At 59.6% G+C, this 13,755-nt stretch carries 17 protein-coding genes and 1 pseudogene; 10 read left to right on the forward strand and 8 right to left on the reverse strand.

Features of this window, described 5'->3' with window-relative positions; genetic code table 11:
* Positions 1–54: 54 nt before the first annotated feature.
* Entirely contained in the window at positions 55–543 is a 489-nt protein-coding gene (locus tag LOY38_RS07430; protein ID WP_258699450.1) for a GyrI-like domain-containing protein, read from the forward strand.
* Between the two features lie 101 nt (positions 544–644).
* Complete coding sequence (locus tag LOY38_RS07435) at positions 645–1,133, forward strand: GNAT family N-acetyltransferase (protein WP_258699451.1); 489 nt, start codon at positions 645–647, stop codon at positions 1,131–1,133.
* 24 nt (positions 1,134–1,157) lie between these two features.
* Here the strand turns inward: LOY38_RS07435 and LOY38_RS07440 are convergent, their stop codons facing one another.
* Entirely contained in the window at positions 1,158–1,763 is a 606-nt protein-coding gene (locus LOY38_RS07440; RefSeq protein WP_258699452.1) for a pyridoxamine 5'-phosphate oxidase family protein, read from the reverse strand.
* 18 nt (positions 1,764–1,781) lie between these two features.
* Positions 1,782–2,267, reverse strand: coding sequence for a GNAT family N-acetyltransferase (locus tag LOY38_RS07445; RefSeq protein WP_205890170.1), 486 nt, complete (start codon positions 2,265–2,267; stop codon positions 1,782–1,784).
* Between the two features lie 139 nt (positions 2,268–2,406).
* On the opposite strand from LOY38_RS07445, the gene LOY38_RS07450 reads away from it, so the two are divergent.
* The 3 genes from LOY38_RS07450 (at position 2,407) to LOY38_RS07460 (ending at position 4,587) form a co-directional block, all read left to right on the forward strand.
* Positions 2,407–2,832: a nuclear transport factor 2 family protein gene (locus tag LOY38_RS07450; protein WP_258699453.1), complete on the forward strand. Its 426-nt coding sequence runs from the start codon at positions 2,407–2,409 to the stop codon at positions 2,830–2,832.
* Between the two features lie 98 nt (positions 2,833–2,930).
* The gene (locus LOY38_RS07455; protein WP_258699454.1) at positions 2,931–3,275 is read left to right on the forward strand and encodes a YciI family protein; all 345 of its coding nucleotides are present in this window, start codon (positions 2,931–2,933) and stop codon (positions 3,273–3,275) included.
* 76 nt (positions 3,276–3,351) lie between these two features.
* Positions 3,352–4,587, forward strand: coding sequence for an RNA polymerase sigma factor (locus tag LOY38_RS07460; RefSeq protein ID WP_258699455.1), 1,236 nt, complete (start codon positions 3,352–3,354; stop codon positions 4,585–4,587).
* A 134-nt stretch (positions 4,588–4,721) separates the two neighbouring features.
* Here LOY38_RS07460 and LOY38_RS07465 read toward each other — a convergent pair whose 3' ends face one another.
* Positions 4,722–5,576, reverse strand: coding sequence for a LysR family transcriptional regulator (locus tag LOY38_RS07465; protein ID WP_258699456.1), 855 nt, complete (start codon positions 5,574–5,576; stop codon positions 4,722–4,724).
* An 89-nt stretch (positions 5,577–5,665) separates the two neighbouring features.
* On the opposite strand from LOY38_RS07465, the gene LOY38_RS07470 reads away from it, so the two are divergent.
* Entirely contained in the window at positions 5,666–6,103 is a 438-nt protein-coding gene (locus LOY38_RS07470; protein ID WP_258699457.1) for a multidrug/biocide efflux PACE transporter, read from the forward strand.
* Between the two features lie 204 nt (positions 6,104–6,307).
* Here LOY38_RS07470 and LOY38_RS07475 read toward each other — a convergent pair whose 3' ends face one another.
* From LOY38_RS07475 to LOY38_RS07485, 3 genes are all read right to left on the reverse strand, one after another.
* On the reverse strand, positions 6,308–7,030 hold the full coding sequence (locus LOY38_RS07475; protein WP_258699458.1) for a TylF/MycF family methyltransferase: 723 nt from the start codon (positions 7,028–7,030) through the stop codon (positions 6,308–6,310).
* Entirely contained in the window at positions 7,027–7,893 is an 867-nt protein-coding gene (locus tag LOY38_RS07480; RefSeq protein WP_258699459.1) for a hypothetical protein, read from the reverse strand. The genes LOY38_RS07475 and LOY38_RS07480 overlap by 4 nt, the downstream gene beginning before the upstream one ends.
* 159 nt (positions 7,894–8,052) lie before the next feature.
* Complete coding sequence (locus LOY38_RS07485; RefSeq protein WP_258699460.1) at positions 8,053–9,075, reverse strand: transporter; 1,023 nt, start codon at positions 9,073–9,075, stop codon at positions 8,053–8,055.
* Positions 9,076–9,931: 856 nt separating this feature from the next.
* On the opposite strand from LOY38_RS07485, the pseudogene LOY38_RS30275 reads away from it, so the two are divergent.
* The 3 genes and pseudogenes from LOY38_RS30275 to LOY38_RS07495 form a co-directional block, all read left to right on the forward strand.
* Positions 9,932–10,090, forward strand: a pseudogene (locus LOY38_RS30275) (HAMP domain-containing protein); the annotation flags it as partial.
* A gap of 171 nt (positions 10,091–10,261) precedes the next feature.
* Complete coding sequence (locus LOY38_RS30280; protein WP_408980619.1) at positions 10,262–10,975, forward strand: methyl-accepting chemotaxis protein; 714 nt, start codon at positions 10,262–10,264, stop codon at positions 10,973–10,975.
* 111 nt (positions 10,976–11,086) lie between these two features.
* The gene (locus LOY38_RS07495) at positions 11,087–11,539 is read left to right on the forward strand and encodes a hypothetical protein (protein ID WP_258699462.1); all 453 of its coding nucleotides are present in this window, start codon (positions 11,087–11,089) and stop codon (positions 11,537–11,539) included.
* Positions 11,540–11,653: 114 nt separating this feature from the next.
* On the opposite strand, the gene LOY38_RS07500 is transcribed toward LOY38_RS07495, so the two are convergent.
* Both LOY38_RS07500 and LOY38_RS07505 read right to left on the reverse strand, forming a co-directional pair.
* Positions 11,654–11,959, reverse strand: coding sequence for a PepSY domain-containing protein (locus LOY38_RS07500; protein ID WP_258699463.1), 306 nt, complete (start codon positions 11,957–11,959; stop codon positions 11,654–11,656).
* Positions 11,960–12,059: 100 nt separating this feature from the next.
* On the reverse strand, positions 12,060–13,187 hold the full coding sequence (locus LOY38_RS07505; protein ID WP_258699464.1) for a glycerophosphodiester phosphodiesterase: 1,128 nt from the start codon (positions 13,185–13,187) through the stop codon (positions 12,060–12,062).
* A gap of 235 nt (positions 13,188–13,422) precedes the next feature.
* Between LOY38_RS07505 and LOY38_RS07510 the strand changes: the two genes are divergently transcribed.
* Entirely contained in the window at positions 13,423–13,749 is a 327-nt protein-coding gene (locus LOY38_RS07510; protein ID WP_258699465.1) for a DUF2025 family protein, read from the forward strand.
* The last annotated feature ends 6 nt before the right edge of the window (positions 13,750–13,755 follow it).

The following is a 13,755-nucleotide window of genomic DNA, read 5'->3' on the forward strand; positions in this document are numbered from 1 at the left end:
TTGGCCTCTATACTCCCAGCCGAACCCACCTTTTTCGTTCCCAGGAGTCGAGTCATGGATGAGCAAACACGCGATGATCAGGCTGAGCCACGCTTCGAACACGGGCACTTCATGCTCATAGCGGGGCTTGGCGGGCGACTTACCCAAGCGACGGCCAAAAAACAGATTCCCAAGCTGTGGGATCAATTCGTCCCTCACATCGGCAATGTACCCGGGCAAATTGACGAAGTGACCTACGGCGTTTGCTGCAACTCAGACGACAAGGGCGGTTTCGAATACATCGCCGGCGTCGAGATCAGCAAGCTCGACGACCTGCCCGAGAAATACCGTTGGGTCGAGATTCAGCCCCAGTATTACGCGGTGTTCAAGCACAAGGGCTCGCTGGATACGCTGCCGCAAACCTTTCAGTACATCCGGGAAACCTGGTTGCCGAAGTCCGGTCGCGAGGCGGCGGATGCCCCGGAGTTCGAACGTTACAGCGACGATTTCAACCCCAAGCTCAATACCGGCGTGCTGGAAATCTGGCTGCCGATCAAAGCGTAACGAAGGGGGCGAGGGGCGGATCGGCGGTCCGCCTTTCTGATCGATATGAACACCTTGTTAATTTATGATCCCAGCCTTTCTCCCGCCGATTCCGAGTTGCCATGAACACCGTCATCCGCCACGTCACCGCCGCTGACCTGGACCGCTGCTACGCCATCGAAACCGTTGCCTACGAAGGCGACGAAGCCGCCACCCGCGAGAAAATCGCCACCCGCATCGCCACCTGGCCCGAGGGCTTCATCGTGACTGAAGTGGATGGGATGGTAGCCGGCTTCATCAATTCCGGTGCGGCGTTTGAGGTGGAGATGTCGGACGAGGCGTTCAAGGAACTGATCGGCCACGACCCGGCCGGCCCGCACGTGGTGATCATGTCGGTGGTGGTGCATCCGGACTACCAAGGGCAGGGCCTGGCGAAACGCTTGATGGGTGAGTTCATCCAGCACATGCGCGCACTGAACAAGGCCAGCATCCACCTGATGTGCAAAGAGCGGCACATTGCGCTGTATGCCGGGTTTGGTTTTGCCTACATCAAGCCTTCGGCGTCTGACCATGGTGGGATGGCGTGGCATGAGATGGTGTTGACGCTGTAGTTCCAGTGTGGGAGCGGCGTTGTGTCAGTAGAGGCTATCGCGCACTCTGGTCGGCGCTTCCCGGTCATAGGTTTCGGCATCGAACTGTCCGTCGTTCAGCCGTTTGTGAAATGCGCCCGCCGTTGGCAGGGCAGAGCGGTCGAGGTAGCGCTCGGGGTTCCACAGATCCGAACGCACGATCGCTTTCGAGCAATGGAAGTACGCCGCTTCCACCGTCACCAGCATTACCGTGCGCGCCGGTTTGCCGTTGACTGCAAAACTCTCCAGCAACGCGGGTTCGGCGCTGATCTGCGCCGTGCCATTGACCCGCAATGTCTCGCCTATCCCCGGAATGATGAACAGCAGCGATACTCGCGAATCGAGCACGACATTGCGCAGGGTGTCGATGCGGTTGTTGCCCGGGCGATCCGGGATGGCCAGCGTGCGTTCATCGACGATCCGCACAAAACCCGGCGTATCGCCGCGCGGCGAGCCGTCCATGCCATCGGGGCCGACCGAGCTGATAATCACCAGCGGCGAGGCGCGGACCATCGCCTGATAGTCTTCGTTCAGAAAGGGGATCTGCTTGCGCACAGCGCGGTCATGGGGCAGGCCGTAGATCGCTTCCAGCGCTTCGATTGAATTCAACATCGTTCATCCCTCTACGAATCAGAAAACCAGCCCCATCCGCCGTTCGTAACCGATCCGGCCCTTGTACGCTTCGCCGCTGTCGACAAAGCCATATTTGGCATACAGCGCGATGGCCGACTCATTGTCCGCATCCACCGACAACTCCAGCCCTTTGATTTCCGGCCAGGCCTGGCGCGCAACCTCGGGCAGGGCTTGCAGGCAGGCTTTGCCATAACCTTTGCCCTGGGCGCGGCGATCGACTTGCAGGGCGTGCAGGGTGGCGCTGTGTTCGTCGGCCCAGGCCGGCAGCACCGGCGGGCGCTTGAGCAGCAGGAAGGCCACCGGAACATCCTCCACCAGCAGCGCAAAGCCTTTGACGCCAGGGCCAGGCTTGGACAGCAAGGTGTGCAATGCACCGTGGATGTCGCCGGAGAATCTGATTTGTTCAGCGTGGATTTCGATGGCCTCGACCTGTTGGCGCTGCAAGGCGTTCAGGCTTTCGTAAGGCACGAGTCGGGCTGTCACTGGAGTGTCCTTTTTCCAACGGAAATGAGCCTCGGATTCTAGCGAGTTTGCCGCCATGGATTATTTTTATTTCGGTTGTCGATTTGGCTTTTCGCCAGTCGACTAAAGGTGTCTTCAACAAAAAACACGGAGAACCCTCATGAATGCTCAGACACAAATCCATAACCTGATCGAGAACTATCGCCAGGCGGTCATCGCCAAGGACGTGGAAAAGGTCATGGCCCTGTACGCCGACGACATCGTCTCCTTCGATGCCGTCAAAGCCCTGCAATTCAAGGGCAAGGCGGCCTACCGTGCGCATTGGCAGGAATGCATGGAGATGTGCCCCGGCCCGCACATTTTCGAGTTCCACGAGATCGACATCGTGCCGTCGCAGGAGATCGCTTTCGCTCACTGGCTGGCGCATTGCGGCGGCACCAATGAAAAGGGTGAAACCCAAGCCTGCTGGATGCGCGTCACCGCGTGCTACCGGCAGGAAGCGGGGCTTTGGCAGATCGTCCACGAACACTGGTCGGCACCGTTCGACATGACGAATGGCGCGGCGCTGTTCAACCTGCAACCCTGATGGCCGGGCTGTTTATCGGAAAGCAGCGCCAAGGCGCCAATCGACAGCCATAGTTGATCAGTTCGGTCACGGCAGAGCCGCCTGAAATGGAGATCCCCATGAAGTATTTATGCCTGGTCTACAGCAACGAGCACGAATTGCACTCACTGCCCGAAAGCCCCAACGACACCGAGTGCATGGCCTACGCCGAATCGATCCAGGGCAGCGGCCGGATGATCGCCGCCGAAGCGCTGGAGTCGGTGCAGACCGCGACCACCGTGCGCATGCGCAACGGCAAAATGTCGATCACCGACGGCCCGTTCGCTGAAACCAAGGAGCAGTTGGCCGGCTTCTACCTGATCGATGCCAAGGACCTCAACGAAGCCCTCCAGATCGCCGGCAACATCCCGGCGGCCCGGGTCGGTTGTGTCGAGGTGCGGCCCGTTCGCCAGTTGAATCCCTGAATAACCCTCACCACGGGAGTTCTTTTATGAGTGTGCAATCCGTCCAGCGAAAAATGGCCCCAGGCATGCCGGACTGATGCCGGGCGAATCGGTACGGGCGCAAGTCGAGCAGGTCTACCGCGACGAGTCGCGGCGGATTCTGGCGACGCTGATCCGTCTGCTCGGCGACTTCGACCTCGCCGAAGAGGCGCTGCACGAGGCGTTCTTCGTTGCGGTCGAACGCTGGCAGCGCGACGGTGTGCCGGACAATCCGCGCACCTGGCTGGTGTCCACCGGGCGCTTCAAGGCCATCGATGTATTGCGCCGGCGCGCGCGTTTTAATGCATCCCGGCCGATGTTGATCGCTCAACTGGAGGCGCTGGAGCAGGCCGACTGGAGTGATGAAGACGTGGAAGACGATCGCCTGCGCCTGATCTTCACCTGTTGTCACCCGGCACTGGCGGCAGACGCTCAAGTGCCGTTGACCTTGCGCGAAGTCTGCGACCTGACCACCGAAGAAATCGCCCGGGCCTTTCTCTCGGCACCGGCCACCATCGCCCAGCGCATCGTGCGGGCCAAGGCCAAGATCCGTGACGCGAAAATTCCTTATCAAGTGCCCGCCCTGACGGAACTGCCCGAGCGTCTCGACAGCGTACTGCGGGTGATTTACCTGGTGTTCAACGAAGGATACTCGGCGTCCATCGGTAGCGAACTGACCCGCGAGGACTTGACGCGTGAAGCGATTCGCCTCGGTCGGTTGTTGATGGACCTGTTGCCCGAACCGGAGGTGATGGGGCTTTTGGCGCTGATGCTGTTGCATGAGTCGCGGCGTTCGGCCAGGACCTCATCGAGCGGTGAACTGATTGTGCTGGATGAACAGGATCGCTCGCTGTGGGACGCCGAGCTGATTGCCGAAGGCTGCGCCCTGATTGAGCGGGCGCTGACGACGCGGCGCTTCGGGCCCTATTGCCTGCAAGCGGCGATTGCGGCGGTGCATGCCGAAGCGCCCACGGCGGCGGAGACGGACTGGCCGCAGATTGTCGGTCTGTATGACGTGCTGCTGCGGGCGGTGCCGTCGCCGGTGATCGAATTGAACCGTGCGGCGGCGCTGGCCAAACGCGATGGACCACTGGCCGGGCTGACGTTGATCGAAGGGATTCTGGATCGTGGTGAGTTGCTGGATTACCACCTGGCGCACTCGGCGCGGGCAGAGTTTTACCGGCAGTTGGGGAGGGTGGAAGAGGCGCGTGCGGCGTATGAGCGGGCGCTGGAATTGACACAGCAGGTGCCGGAGCGGCGGTTTATCGAGGGACGGCTCCGGGCGTTGGGATGATCATGGGTGTGCGGCGTGGCGGCTGGCCTCTTCGCGGGCAAGCCCGCTCCCACATTTGATCGTCGGTGTATAGAAAATAGGTGCCCGACATGGAACCCATGTGGAGGCGGGCTTGCTCGCGAATGGCGACACCGCTATTCCAGCATCTTGCTCAGTAACCAACTCCCCGCCGGCCCTGGTGGATGCAGTCGCGACCACAGCGCATCGACGTACACCGGTTTCGGCCATCCACGCACCTTCAGCTCTACCAACGAACCGGCCCCGAACCGCCCCACCAGCCACCGTGGCAACGGTGCCCAGCCAAACCCGCCCTGAGCCATTTCCAGCAGCATCAAGTAACTCGGCGCCGACCAGACACGCCCCTTCGCTCGGCTTTCATACGGATTGACGATCGTTGCCAGACGCAGTTCTCGGTGCTGCTGCAGCACGTCCTGATCGACTGCGCTCAGCTTCGCCAACGGGTGCGCAGGTGACACGAACAGGGCGATTTCCGTGCGCTCGTCCACCGTCGAACTGACCAGATCCGGCGGGTAGCTGTCCTGCATCTCGGCGAAGGCGACGTGCGCTCGTCCGCGTTGCACCAGGGCCACCAGGTCATCGCATTCGGCGATCAGGCATTCAAGTTCCAGGTCTGGGTAACGCTGCTCGAAAGCACTGAGCGCCGCTTCGAAACGGTCGGACTGATAGGTGTCGGAAATCGCCACGGTCAGCTTCGGTTCGACCCCTTGGGACAGTTGGCTGGCGGTCATTTCCAGACGGCTGGTGGCGGCCAGAATCTCCTCGGCCCGTTGCAACATGACATGCCCGGCGGGGGTCAGGCTTGGCTTGCGGCTGCTGCGGTCGAAGAGGGCAAGGTTCAGGTCGATTTCAAGGCTCGCCACTGCGGCGCTGATGGTCGACTGACTGCGGCCGAGCTTGCGCGCCGCGGCGGAAAACGAGCCTTGAGTCGCGGCTTGGACAAACGCCAGCAGCACTTCGTGGGAGGCCATGAACTATCGCCTTGATCGATGGTTATTGGTTATGAAGTATCGGTTCGATGGCGGACCATGGCAACCACAGTCACTCAGGGAGTCTGGCCATGAACGCCAAAAAATCCATCACTGAACGCATTTTCCAGGCCATCGGTTTCGAACTGCTGGCTGTTTTGATCTGTACCCCGTTGCTGGCCTGGGTCATGGACAAACCCATGGTGGAAATGGGCGTGGCGACCGTGGCCATCGCAGCGCTTGCCCTGGCCTGGAACGTGGTCTTCAACGGTCTGTTCGACCGCTTGCTCAAGCGCTTTGCCATTGTGCGCAACGCTTGGGTGCGCGTGATGCATGCGCTGTTGTTCGAAGGCGGGCTGGTCGCGTTCGGCGTGCCGTTGATTGCCTGGTGGCTGAAGATCAGCCTGTGGCAAGCGTTCCTGCTGGACATCGGCGTACTGTTGTTCTTCCTGCCGTACACCTACGTGTACCACTGGGGCTATGACGTGGTGCGTGGGCGGCTGTTGGTGCGCAGGGCTTGCGAAGGGTAAAAGCAAAGATCGCAGCCTTCGGCAGTTCCAGGATCGGATACAACCATTATTTTGGATGTACCCGATCCTGCAGGAGCTGCCGAAGGCTGCGATCTTTTGATCTTTGTTTACTACCGCAGGTGATCCGATCAACGATCTGAACATGTGCGGGCTATTTCTCAGCTTCTAAACCTGCTCCATCCATAGGAAGGAGCAGGTTTTTCATTAGACGTGGAAGTAGCCCACGCACGAATCGAACGGCAGGCGCTTGAGTTCGATCTTGTTCAGGTCGAGCACTTCGCGCAAGGCTTTGGTTTCGCCCGGGAAGTTGCGGTAAGCGACTTCGTCGAGCACCACGATCGCGCCTTTTGGCATGTACGGCAGGAAGGTTTCCAGAGCGACTTTGGTCGATTCATACAGGTCGGTGTCGAGGATCAGCATCGCCACCACCAGGTCCGGACGGGTCTGGACCCACTCCGGTACAGTCTTGACGATGTCGCCTTTGACCAGCTCGCAGCGCGGGATACGGTTGACCGGGCGCAGCAGGTCGTTGGCGTCGATCATGTCCTGGATCAGCGACTGGTCGGTGTCGGAGAACATGGTTTCGTTGACGTCCGACGGGTCTTCTTTCTTGTCGATACTCTGGAAGCCTTCGAAGGTGTCGAAGCCGATGATCGAACGGTTGATCGCGTAGGGCTCCAGAATCATCGACAGGTGCATGTAGAGCATCAGCGAATTGCCCTTGTATACGCCGCACTCAATGATCGCGCCCGGGATTTCGGCGACTTTCTTGAACAGCTCCATGCGCGACAGGGCAGCGGTCACGCCGATGCGGTTGGCGAAGACAAATGGCGCGTCGGCCACATACTCGGCGTCAACCCGTTTCAAGACATTGGCACGGGTTTCGTTGTACTGGGCCTCGGCGGGCGTGATGCGGCGCTTGGTCATTGCTGGATTCCTTGGAAATTCGAAAAGTCGTGAGCGTGGAAATAATCTTTGAACCCTGCACCGACGTCCGGGCAGGCGCTGTCGACGTTGATCGCGCCGCGCTTGTGCTTGAGGTCGTCAAGGTGCATCAGGCGAAAGTCCACGCTGAAGCGGGTCTGTTGCGTGTAGTTGGGAACGGTACCGTGCAGGTGCGAACCGGAAAAAATCAGCATGTCGCCTGTGTTGCCGGCCACGCGGATTTCCGATGAAGTATTGATCTCCTCCAGTGGAACCGGGTGTACCCGTACTTCTTCCTTGAGGTTTTCCTTGGCCCGATGACGCTGGTTGCTGATCCAGTCGGACAGGCTCCAGTCCTTTGAAGTGTTCTTCACCGGCACATCGAAATAACCGCCATTGATCATCATGGTCTGGTCAGGGCTGATGGTATGCACCGGCATCCAGGTGTTGATCTGACAGTCGACGCTGCCGTACCAAGTGTCGCGATGGGGTTTGTAGGCATAGCTGACACCAGCGTGCAGGTAGTCGTAGTTGGGCACTACGCGGATCCGTGGCACGTCGAAAATATACTCGCGAGGGTCGACACCGATTTCATCGATGAAGCCCAGGATCAAGTCCTTGGCTCGCTGGCTGTTGGTGAACTGGCCCTTGAGGCGAGTCACCAGAACCACGAATTCTTCCACCGGCATCAACGTGTGCAGTGCCTGGTGGTTGGTCTCGCCGTCGAAGGCGGCGGTGATGCTTTCCTGGGCGAACGCACACAATTCTTTGGCAGTGCGCAGCTGAGTGTTCAGGAAGATGTCGCCTGCGTAGATGGCTTCTTTGAAGTCAGCTTTCTTCTGAAGCTGATTGATATACAGATTCACGGTTCCCCTCCTGAATACATCGAGTCTCTTAAGAGTCGGCAACACGGTAGCAAACTGAAGTGCTATTTGGCGGGAGGTGAATCAATAAACGATTAATCCCATGAATTTGCGACGAAATGCTTAAAGGCAGGAGCTGCCGCAGGCTGCGATCTTTCGATCTTAATAATCCCGCCGCTTGCGAAACGCCCAGCGCCCGGCAATCAGGGTAAACGTCGCGACCAGCGCCACCAGAATCCAGAACCCCTCCGGATCACCGGCAAGCGGCACGCCGCCGACGTTCATGCCGAAGAAACCGGCGATGATGTTGATCGGCAGCGCCAGCACCGTGACCACGGTCAGGGTGAACAGCGTGCGGTTGCTCTGTTCGTTGAGGTTGGCGGCGATTTCTTCCTGCAACAGCTTGATCCGCTCTCCGAGGGCCGTGAGGTCGCTGATGATCAGCGCGAACTCCTCGGTGGACTTGCGCAGCTCCTTGACGTCCTCCTTCTGCAACCATTGCGGCGGGCGATTGAGCAGGCGTAGCAGCGAGCCTGGCTCCAGCGCCAACAACCGTTGCAGGCGCACCAGCACCCGGCGGTTGGCGCCCAGTTCGGCGCGGTTGGTGGACAGGCGCGAAGACAGCAATTCATCTTCGATCTGATCGACACTGAGGCTGGTCTTGCGCACGATCTGGGTCAGCACTTCGCCCTGATCGCGCAGCAGGTGCACCAGCAACTCCAGCGGTGAGCGAAAGCATTCACCGGCCTTCACCGAAGAGCGCAGCTTGTCCACCGAGTGCAGCGGTTGCAGGCGCGCGCTGATGATCAGCCGACTGCGGGCGCAGACCCACAGCGTCGAAACATCCGAGGAGACCATGCTGCTGAGGTTGAACACCACGTCGTTGACCACCGCCAGCAACGCCGAATCGACATGCTCGATGCGCGTCGATCGGGAGCCTTCGTGCAAGGCTTCGAAAAACTCGTCGGGTAATTCCAGATGGCTTTTCATCCAGCGCTCGCACGCGGCATGGGCCAGGTTCAGGTGCAGCCAGAGAAACTCGTCATTGTCCCCTGGTTGTTGCAGGCAGCGCAGCGCCTTGGCCGAATCGATCTCTCGACCGCGCTCGCCAGGGCGAAAACTGAAACCGTAAAGCAGGCCGAACAGGTCGGAATCGCGATGGCGTTGGTCGATGCTGTGGTTCATGAGGTCTCGCTGTGAGGGGGCGCCTGTCACAGGTTTCACAGGTTCACTTGAGCCCCATCATACGCAACGTATTTTGAAGGTTTTGTGACAGTTCAATGGCGCCGGAAATCCGCCTCGTGCCGGTGGTCGGAAACATTAAAGAATGGGGCTGGCGCGCCGATGTTGCTGATGTCGATCTTCTGATTCTGGTCGTGAGCCAGCGTCGCTGACAGGGATGTCCGGACATCTTGCTCGCCACTTGAGCGTGCCTTATCCCTGCCATGAGATATCCCCGATGCTTTTGCAAAAATCCCTGAGAGCGCAAATCCTCGCCCTGTTGAGCGGCAGCCTGTTGGCGATGTTGCTGATCGCTTTGGCCTGCTTTCACTTCCTGTCCAATGGCGTTCAGAACTACGCGAATCTGATCGAAGGTCCGTTGCGCACCTCGCAATTGATCGATGAAGCCAACCTGCAATTCAAGGTGCAGGTGCAGGAGTGGAAAAACGTCCTGCTGCGCGGCAAGGACCCGGCGAACCTGGACAAATACTGGAAGCAATTCGAGGATGGCCAGCGCAACGTGCAGGGCATCCTGGGGGAATTGGCCGGGCAGAAAGGCATCGAGCCGCAACTCAAGACCCGTATCGAACGTTTGCGTGAAGAGCATCGTGTTTTAGGTGCGGCCTATCAGAAGGGCCGTGATGCCTACGTGGCGGCCGGTGCCGACCCAGCGGCCGGCGACAACGCGGTCAAGGGCGTGGACCGTGCCGCCAGCGAACAGATGAATGAACTGGTTGGCGAACTGCGCAAGCAGGGCACCGAGCAATCAAAGCTGATCAGTGCCAGCGCTGATCGCACCGTGTTGTTGGGGCTCGCGGTGATGTTGGTGTCGGGTCTGCTGATTGGCCTGTTGAGCCTGTGGCTGGTCAACCGCAACCTGGTGGAGCCGATTCGTAAACTGATCGACTACGTGGCACAACTCAGCCAGGGGCGGTTCGCCGAGCGCGTGGCCAGCACCCGTCAGGACGAGTTGGGCAACCTGGCCAAGGCCGCCAACACCTTGCGCGACTTCCTCGCTGAAACCTTCACTCGGTTGCAGCGCAGTGCGACGGATCTGAACAGCGCCAGCGGTGAGTTGAGCTCGATTGCCGGCCTTATGGCCAGCGGCACCAACGAGCAGTTCAATCGCACCGATCAGGTGGCCACGGCGATGAACGAAATGTCCGCCACTGCACAAGAAGTCGCGCGCCACGCAGGCGATGCGGCACGTGCGGCCGACGATGCCGACCAGTCTGCCCAACAGGGCGGAAAAGTCATGCAGGGCACCATTCGCACCATCACCCAAATGCGTGGCGAAATCGCCAACACCGCCACCGTCATCCGTCGTCTGGAAGAAGACAGCGGGCGCATCGGCAAGGTGCTGGAAGTGATTCGCGGCATCGCCGAGCAAACCAACCTGCTGGCGCTCAACGCGGCGATCGAAGCGGCCCGTGCCGGTGAAGCCGGGCGCGGTTTTGCGGTGGTCGCCGATGAAGTGCGCAGCCTGGCCCAGCGCACGGCAGCGTCGATCATCGAGATCAACCAGATCATTCAAACCGTGCAAACCGGGGCGGTAGACGCGGCTCAGGCGATCGAAAGCGGCCAGTCGCGCAGTGAAGAAAGCGTCGAACAAGTGACCCAGGCCGGCGCCATGCTCGAGCGGATCACCCATGCCGTGGAAGCCATTCGTGACATGAACCGCCAGATCGCCACCGCTGCTGAAGAGCAGACTTCAGTGGCCGAAGACATCTCGCGCAACCTCACTGAAATCACCAGCATTGCCAGCACCAACCTGGACAACGTGCAGCGTACCGAAGCGGCCAGCCACAACCTGCACGGGTTGTCGGGGCAGTTGAATGAAGTGACGGCACGGTTGAGCGCCTAGTGCAATGGGCTGTGTACCGATTCGGTTACTGAATCGGTACACAGTCGCTCTCAAGTTCGTGCTGCGCCCGTCGATGACGGTGTTACCCAAACTCCACATTGGATAACTCCCATGGTCAGCATCAGTTCTGTTTCGATCAATCAGACCGTCTCGACGTCTTCAAGCCAAGTCTCGATCAGCGGCAGTACCGAAGACACCTCCGCCGCCACAACCGCCAGTGCCTCCAGCGACTCCAGCGATTCCAGCGATTCCACGAAGGTTGCCGCTGGCGGTGCGCCTTCCTCAAGCGGCAGCAGCTCCAGCAGCACCGAATCCGATACGGTGAAAGAGCTGCGCAAGCAGATCGCCGAGTTGCAAAAGCAATTGCAGGAAGAACAGCGGCAACTGCAAGCAGCCCAGGCCAAGCAGGAAAGCGCCGAAGCCAAAGCTGCAACCGTTGCGGCGGCTCAGTCGCAGATTGCGGCCACTTCGGCTTCGTTGCAGACGGTGACGGCGGCGTTGACGCAAGCGTTGCAGGATGAGGGGGGCAGTACGTCGGGTTCGTTGGTCAGCACCACTGCTTAAGTCCGTGGGGCAAGCTGAAGGTAAACGTCGTGACCTGTTGCTCGGTCGACCTGCCTGATGCCTGATGCAAAAAAGCCGCACGATCCGAAAATCGTGCGGCTTTTTGTTGTTGAATCACGTGTCTTGCTTGTTGCTCAGAACCTTGCCGGTAGTGGCGTCGAAGTCCACGTCCCACTCTGTGCCGTCGGCCAAACGCAGTTCGACTTCATATTCGTAACCGTTGAAGTGGTTATCCAGGTCTGTATCGGTAATCGTGGCGCCCGGGTGCAACTTCAGTGCGGCCTGGTTCATTTCTTCCAGTGGTTTGATCTTGCCACTCTTGACCAGCTCGGGGATCTGGTCGACACGAACGTCAGCCTGGGCCAGGCCAGCGGCGAGAGTCAGGGCAGCAGCGGTGAACAGGGCAGTTAAGGTTTTCATGAAGTTCTTTCCTTGGGTGAACTGTTTAAGTGGGGTCAGCTTAAACAGCGCAACTTAATTCACCCTTAATCCCCCGCGAAGCAGACGCCACGGTCTCGAATCAATAACCGTTGTTCTGCAACAACTGCGTAACGCTCGCCGCCGCCGGACGCTTATAGAACTTCAGCAGTTCGCTGGCGCGGTTGGTGAAGATGCCATCGACGCCGGCATCCGCCACTTTCTGATAATCCACGGCATCGTCGATGGTGTAGACGTGCACCAGCAAGCCCTGATCGTGGGTGTACTGGTTCATCCACGGTTTCACCAGGTCCGAATAACTCTGATCGCCACCCTTGGTCAGCGCGGCCGAAGGACCGGTACCGATAGCGCCCTGGGCCTTGGCGTACTCGACCCATTGCTGGAATTCGGCTTTGTCTTTCGGTTCCTGTCTGGCGTAGTAAGTCGCTTTGTCCTTGTCACCGGACTCGGCGAACGTCACTTTGGATTTCGGCTCGATGCTGCCTTCGCCTACCCACAGCAGCAGGATTTTCGGCACTTTCGGCATTTCCTTCTCGAGCAGTTCGAGGCTGCTTTTCTCGAAGGTCTGCAGCACCACCTTGCCTTTACCCTGGCCAACCGCCAGATCGCTCTTCGCCAGTTTCGAACCGGTCGGGCTCAGCCAGCCGCGATCCTGGAGTTTGTCCTTGAGGTCGCGCTCGATGCCGGGAAACTGCTTCGGCTCTTTGGTTTCGATGTACAGGCCAGGCTTGTGCAGGGGATTGCCTTGGGCGATGTCGATGATTTCGTCCAGGGTCAGGATCTTCAGACCCGCGTAGCTCGGACGCGCGCGATCCGGGTAAGCGGCGTTGAACCAGCTGCCGGCATCCAGGGTTTTGAGTTCGGCGAGGGTGAATTCGTTGGCCGGGCTGTCCTTGCGTTCAGGGAACTTGGTGGCGACGTCGGTGGTGCGTTGCAGGTTGTTGTCGTGCAGGGCAAACAGCACGCCATCCTTGCTGCGTTGCAGGTCCATTTCCAGGTAATCGGCGCCCAGGTCGCGGGCCAGTTTGTAGGCCGCGGCAGTGGATTCCGGTGCATCGAAGGATGCGCCGCGGTGGGCGATCACCGCCGGGTGCGGAATGCCCTGGCGGGTCGCCAGTGCGGTGGGGCTTGGCTCGCTGGCGGCCTGTGCCTGGCCGAGGCCGAGCATCAGGCTCAGCAACAGGGCGCTTTGGGTGAAGGTAACAGGCATGGTCGAAGTCCTTTTGCGATAGATTTTCAAAGACGTATCTTTTAGCAACTGAGCGCCGCTCGCGCTATCGTCAGACCGACATAAACGTGTTTAAAGGAGATGTTTTCAACGCTTTTGTGCGCTCCTTTGCAGTACTCTTGAGCGAGGCGTTTCCCCGGCAGAGGGAAGCCCGTTCGCTTGCCCGGCGTGTAAACCATCGAGCACCGGTCCTTTGTGGCCTTTTGTGAGGTTTACCATGCGCATCACTTCCGAACTCATCTGCCAGGCCGCCGACCAACTCAAAGGCTTTGTCGGCCTCAATCGCAAGACCGGCCGCTACATCGTGCGCTTCAGCGAAGACGCCTTCGGCATGGACGTGGCCGACGACGGCATCATCCCCGCCCGTGAGTTCGTCTGGGCCCCCGGCCCCGCGCAGACCATGACGCTCAAGCGCGAGCTGATCCAGCTGCTGCTGGACCAAAACATCGACGACCGGATCAGCATAACTGAGCCGTTGCGGGTGTACATGAACCGGCGGGAAGTGCCGGAAATCTCGGCGGTGAGGCGTCTGGTGCAGAGCTGAATATTG

This window comes from Pseudomonas sp. B21-015 (assembly GCF_024749285.1).
Classification (GTDB): Bacteria; Pseudomonadota; Gammaproteobacteria; order Pseudomonadales; family Pseudomonadaceae; genus Aquipseudomonas.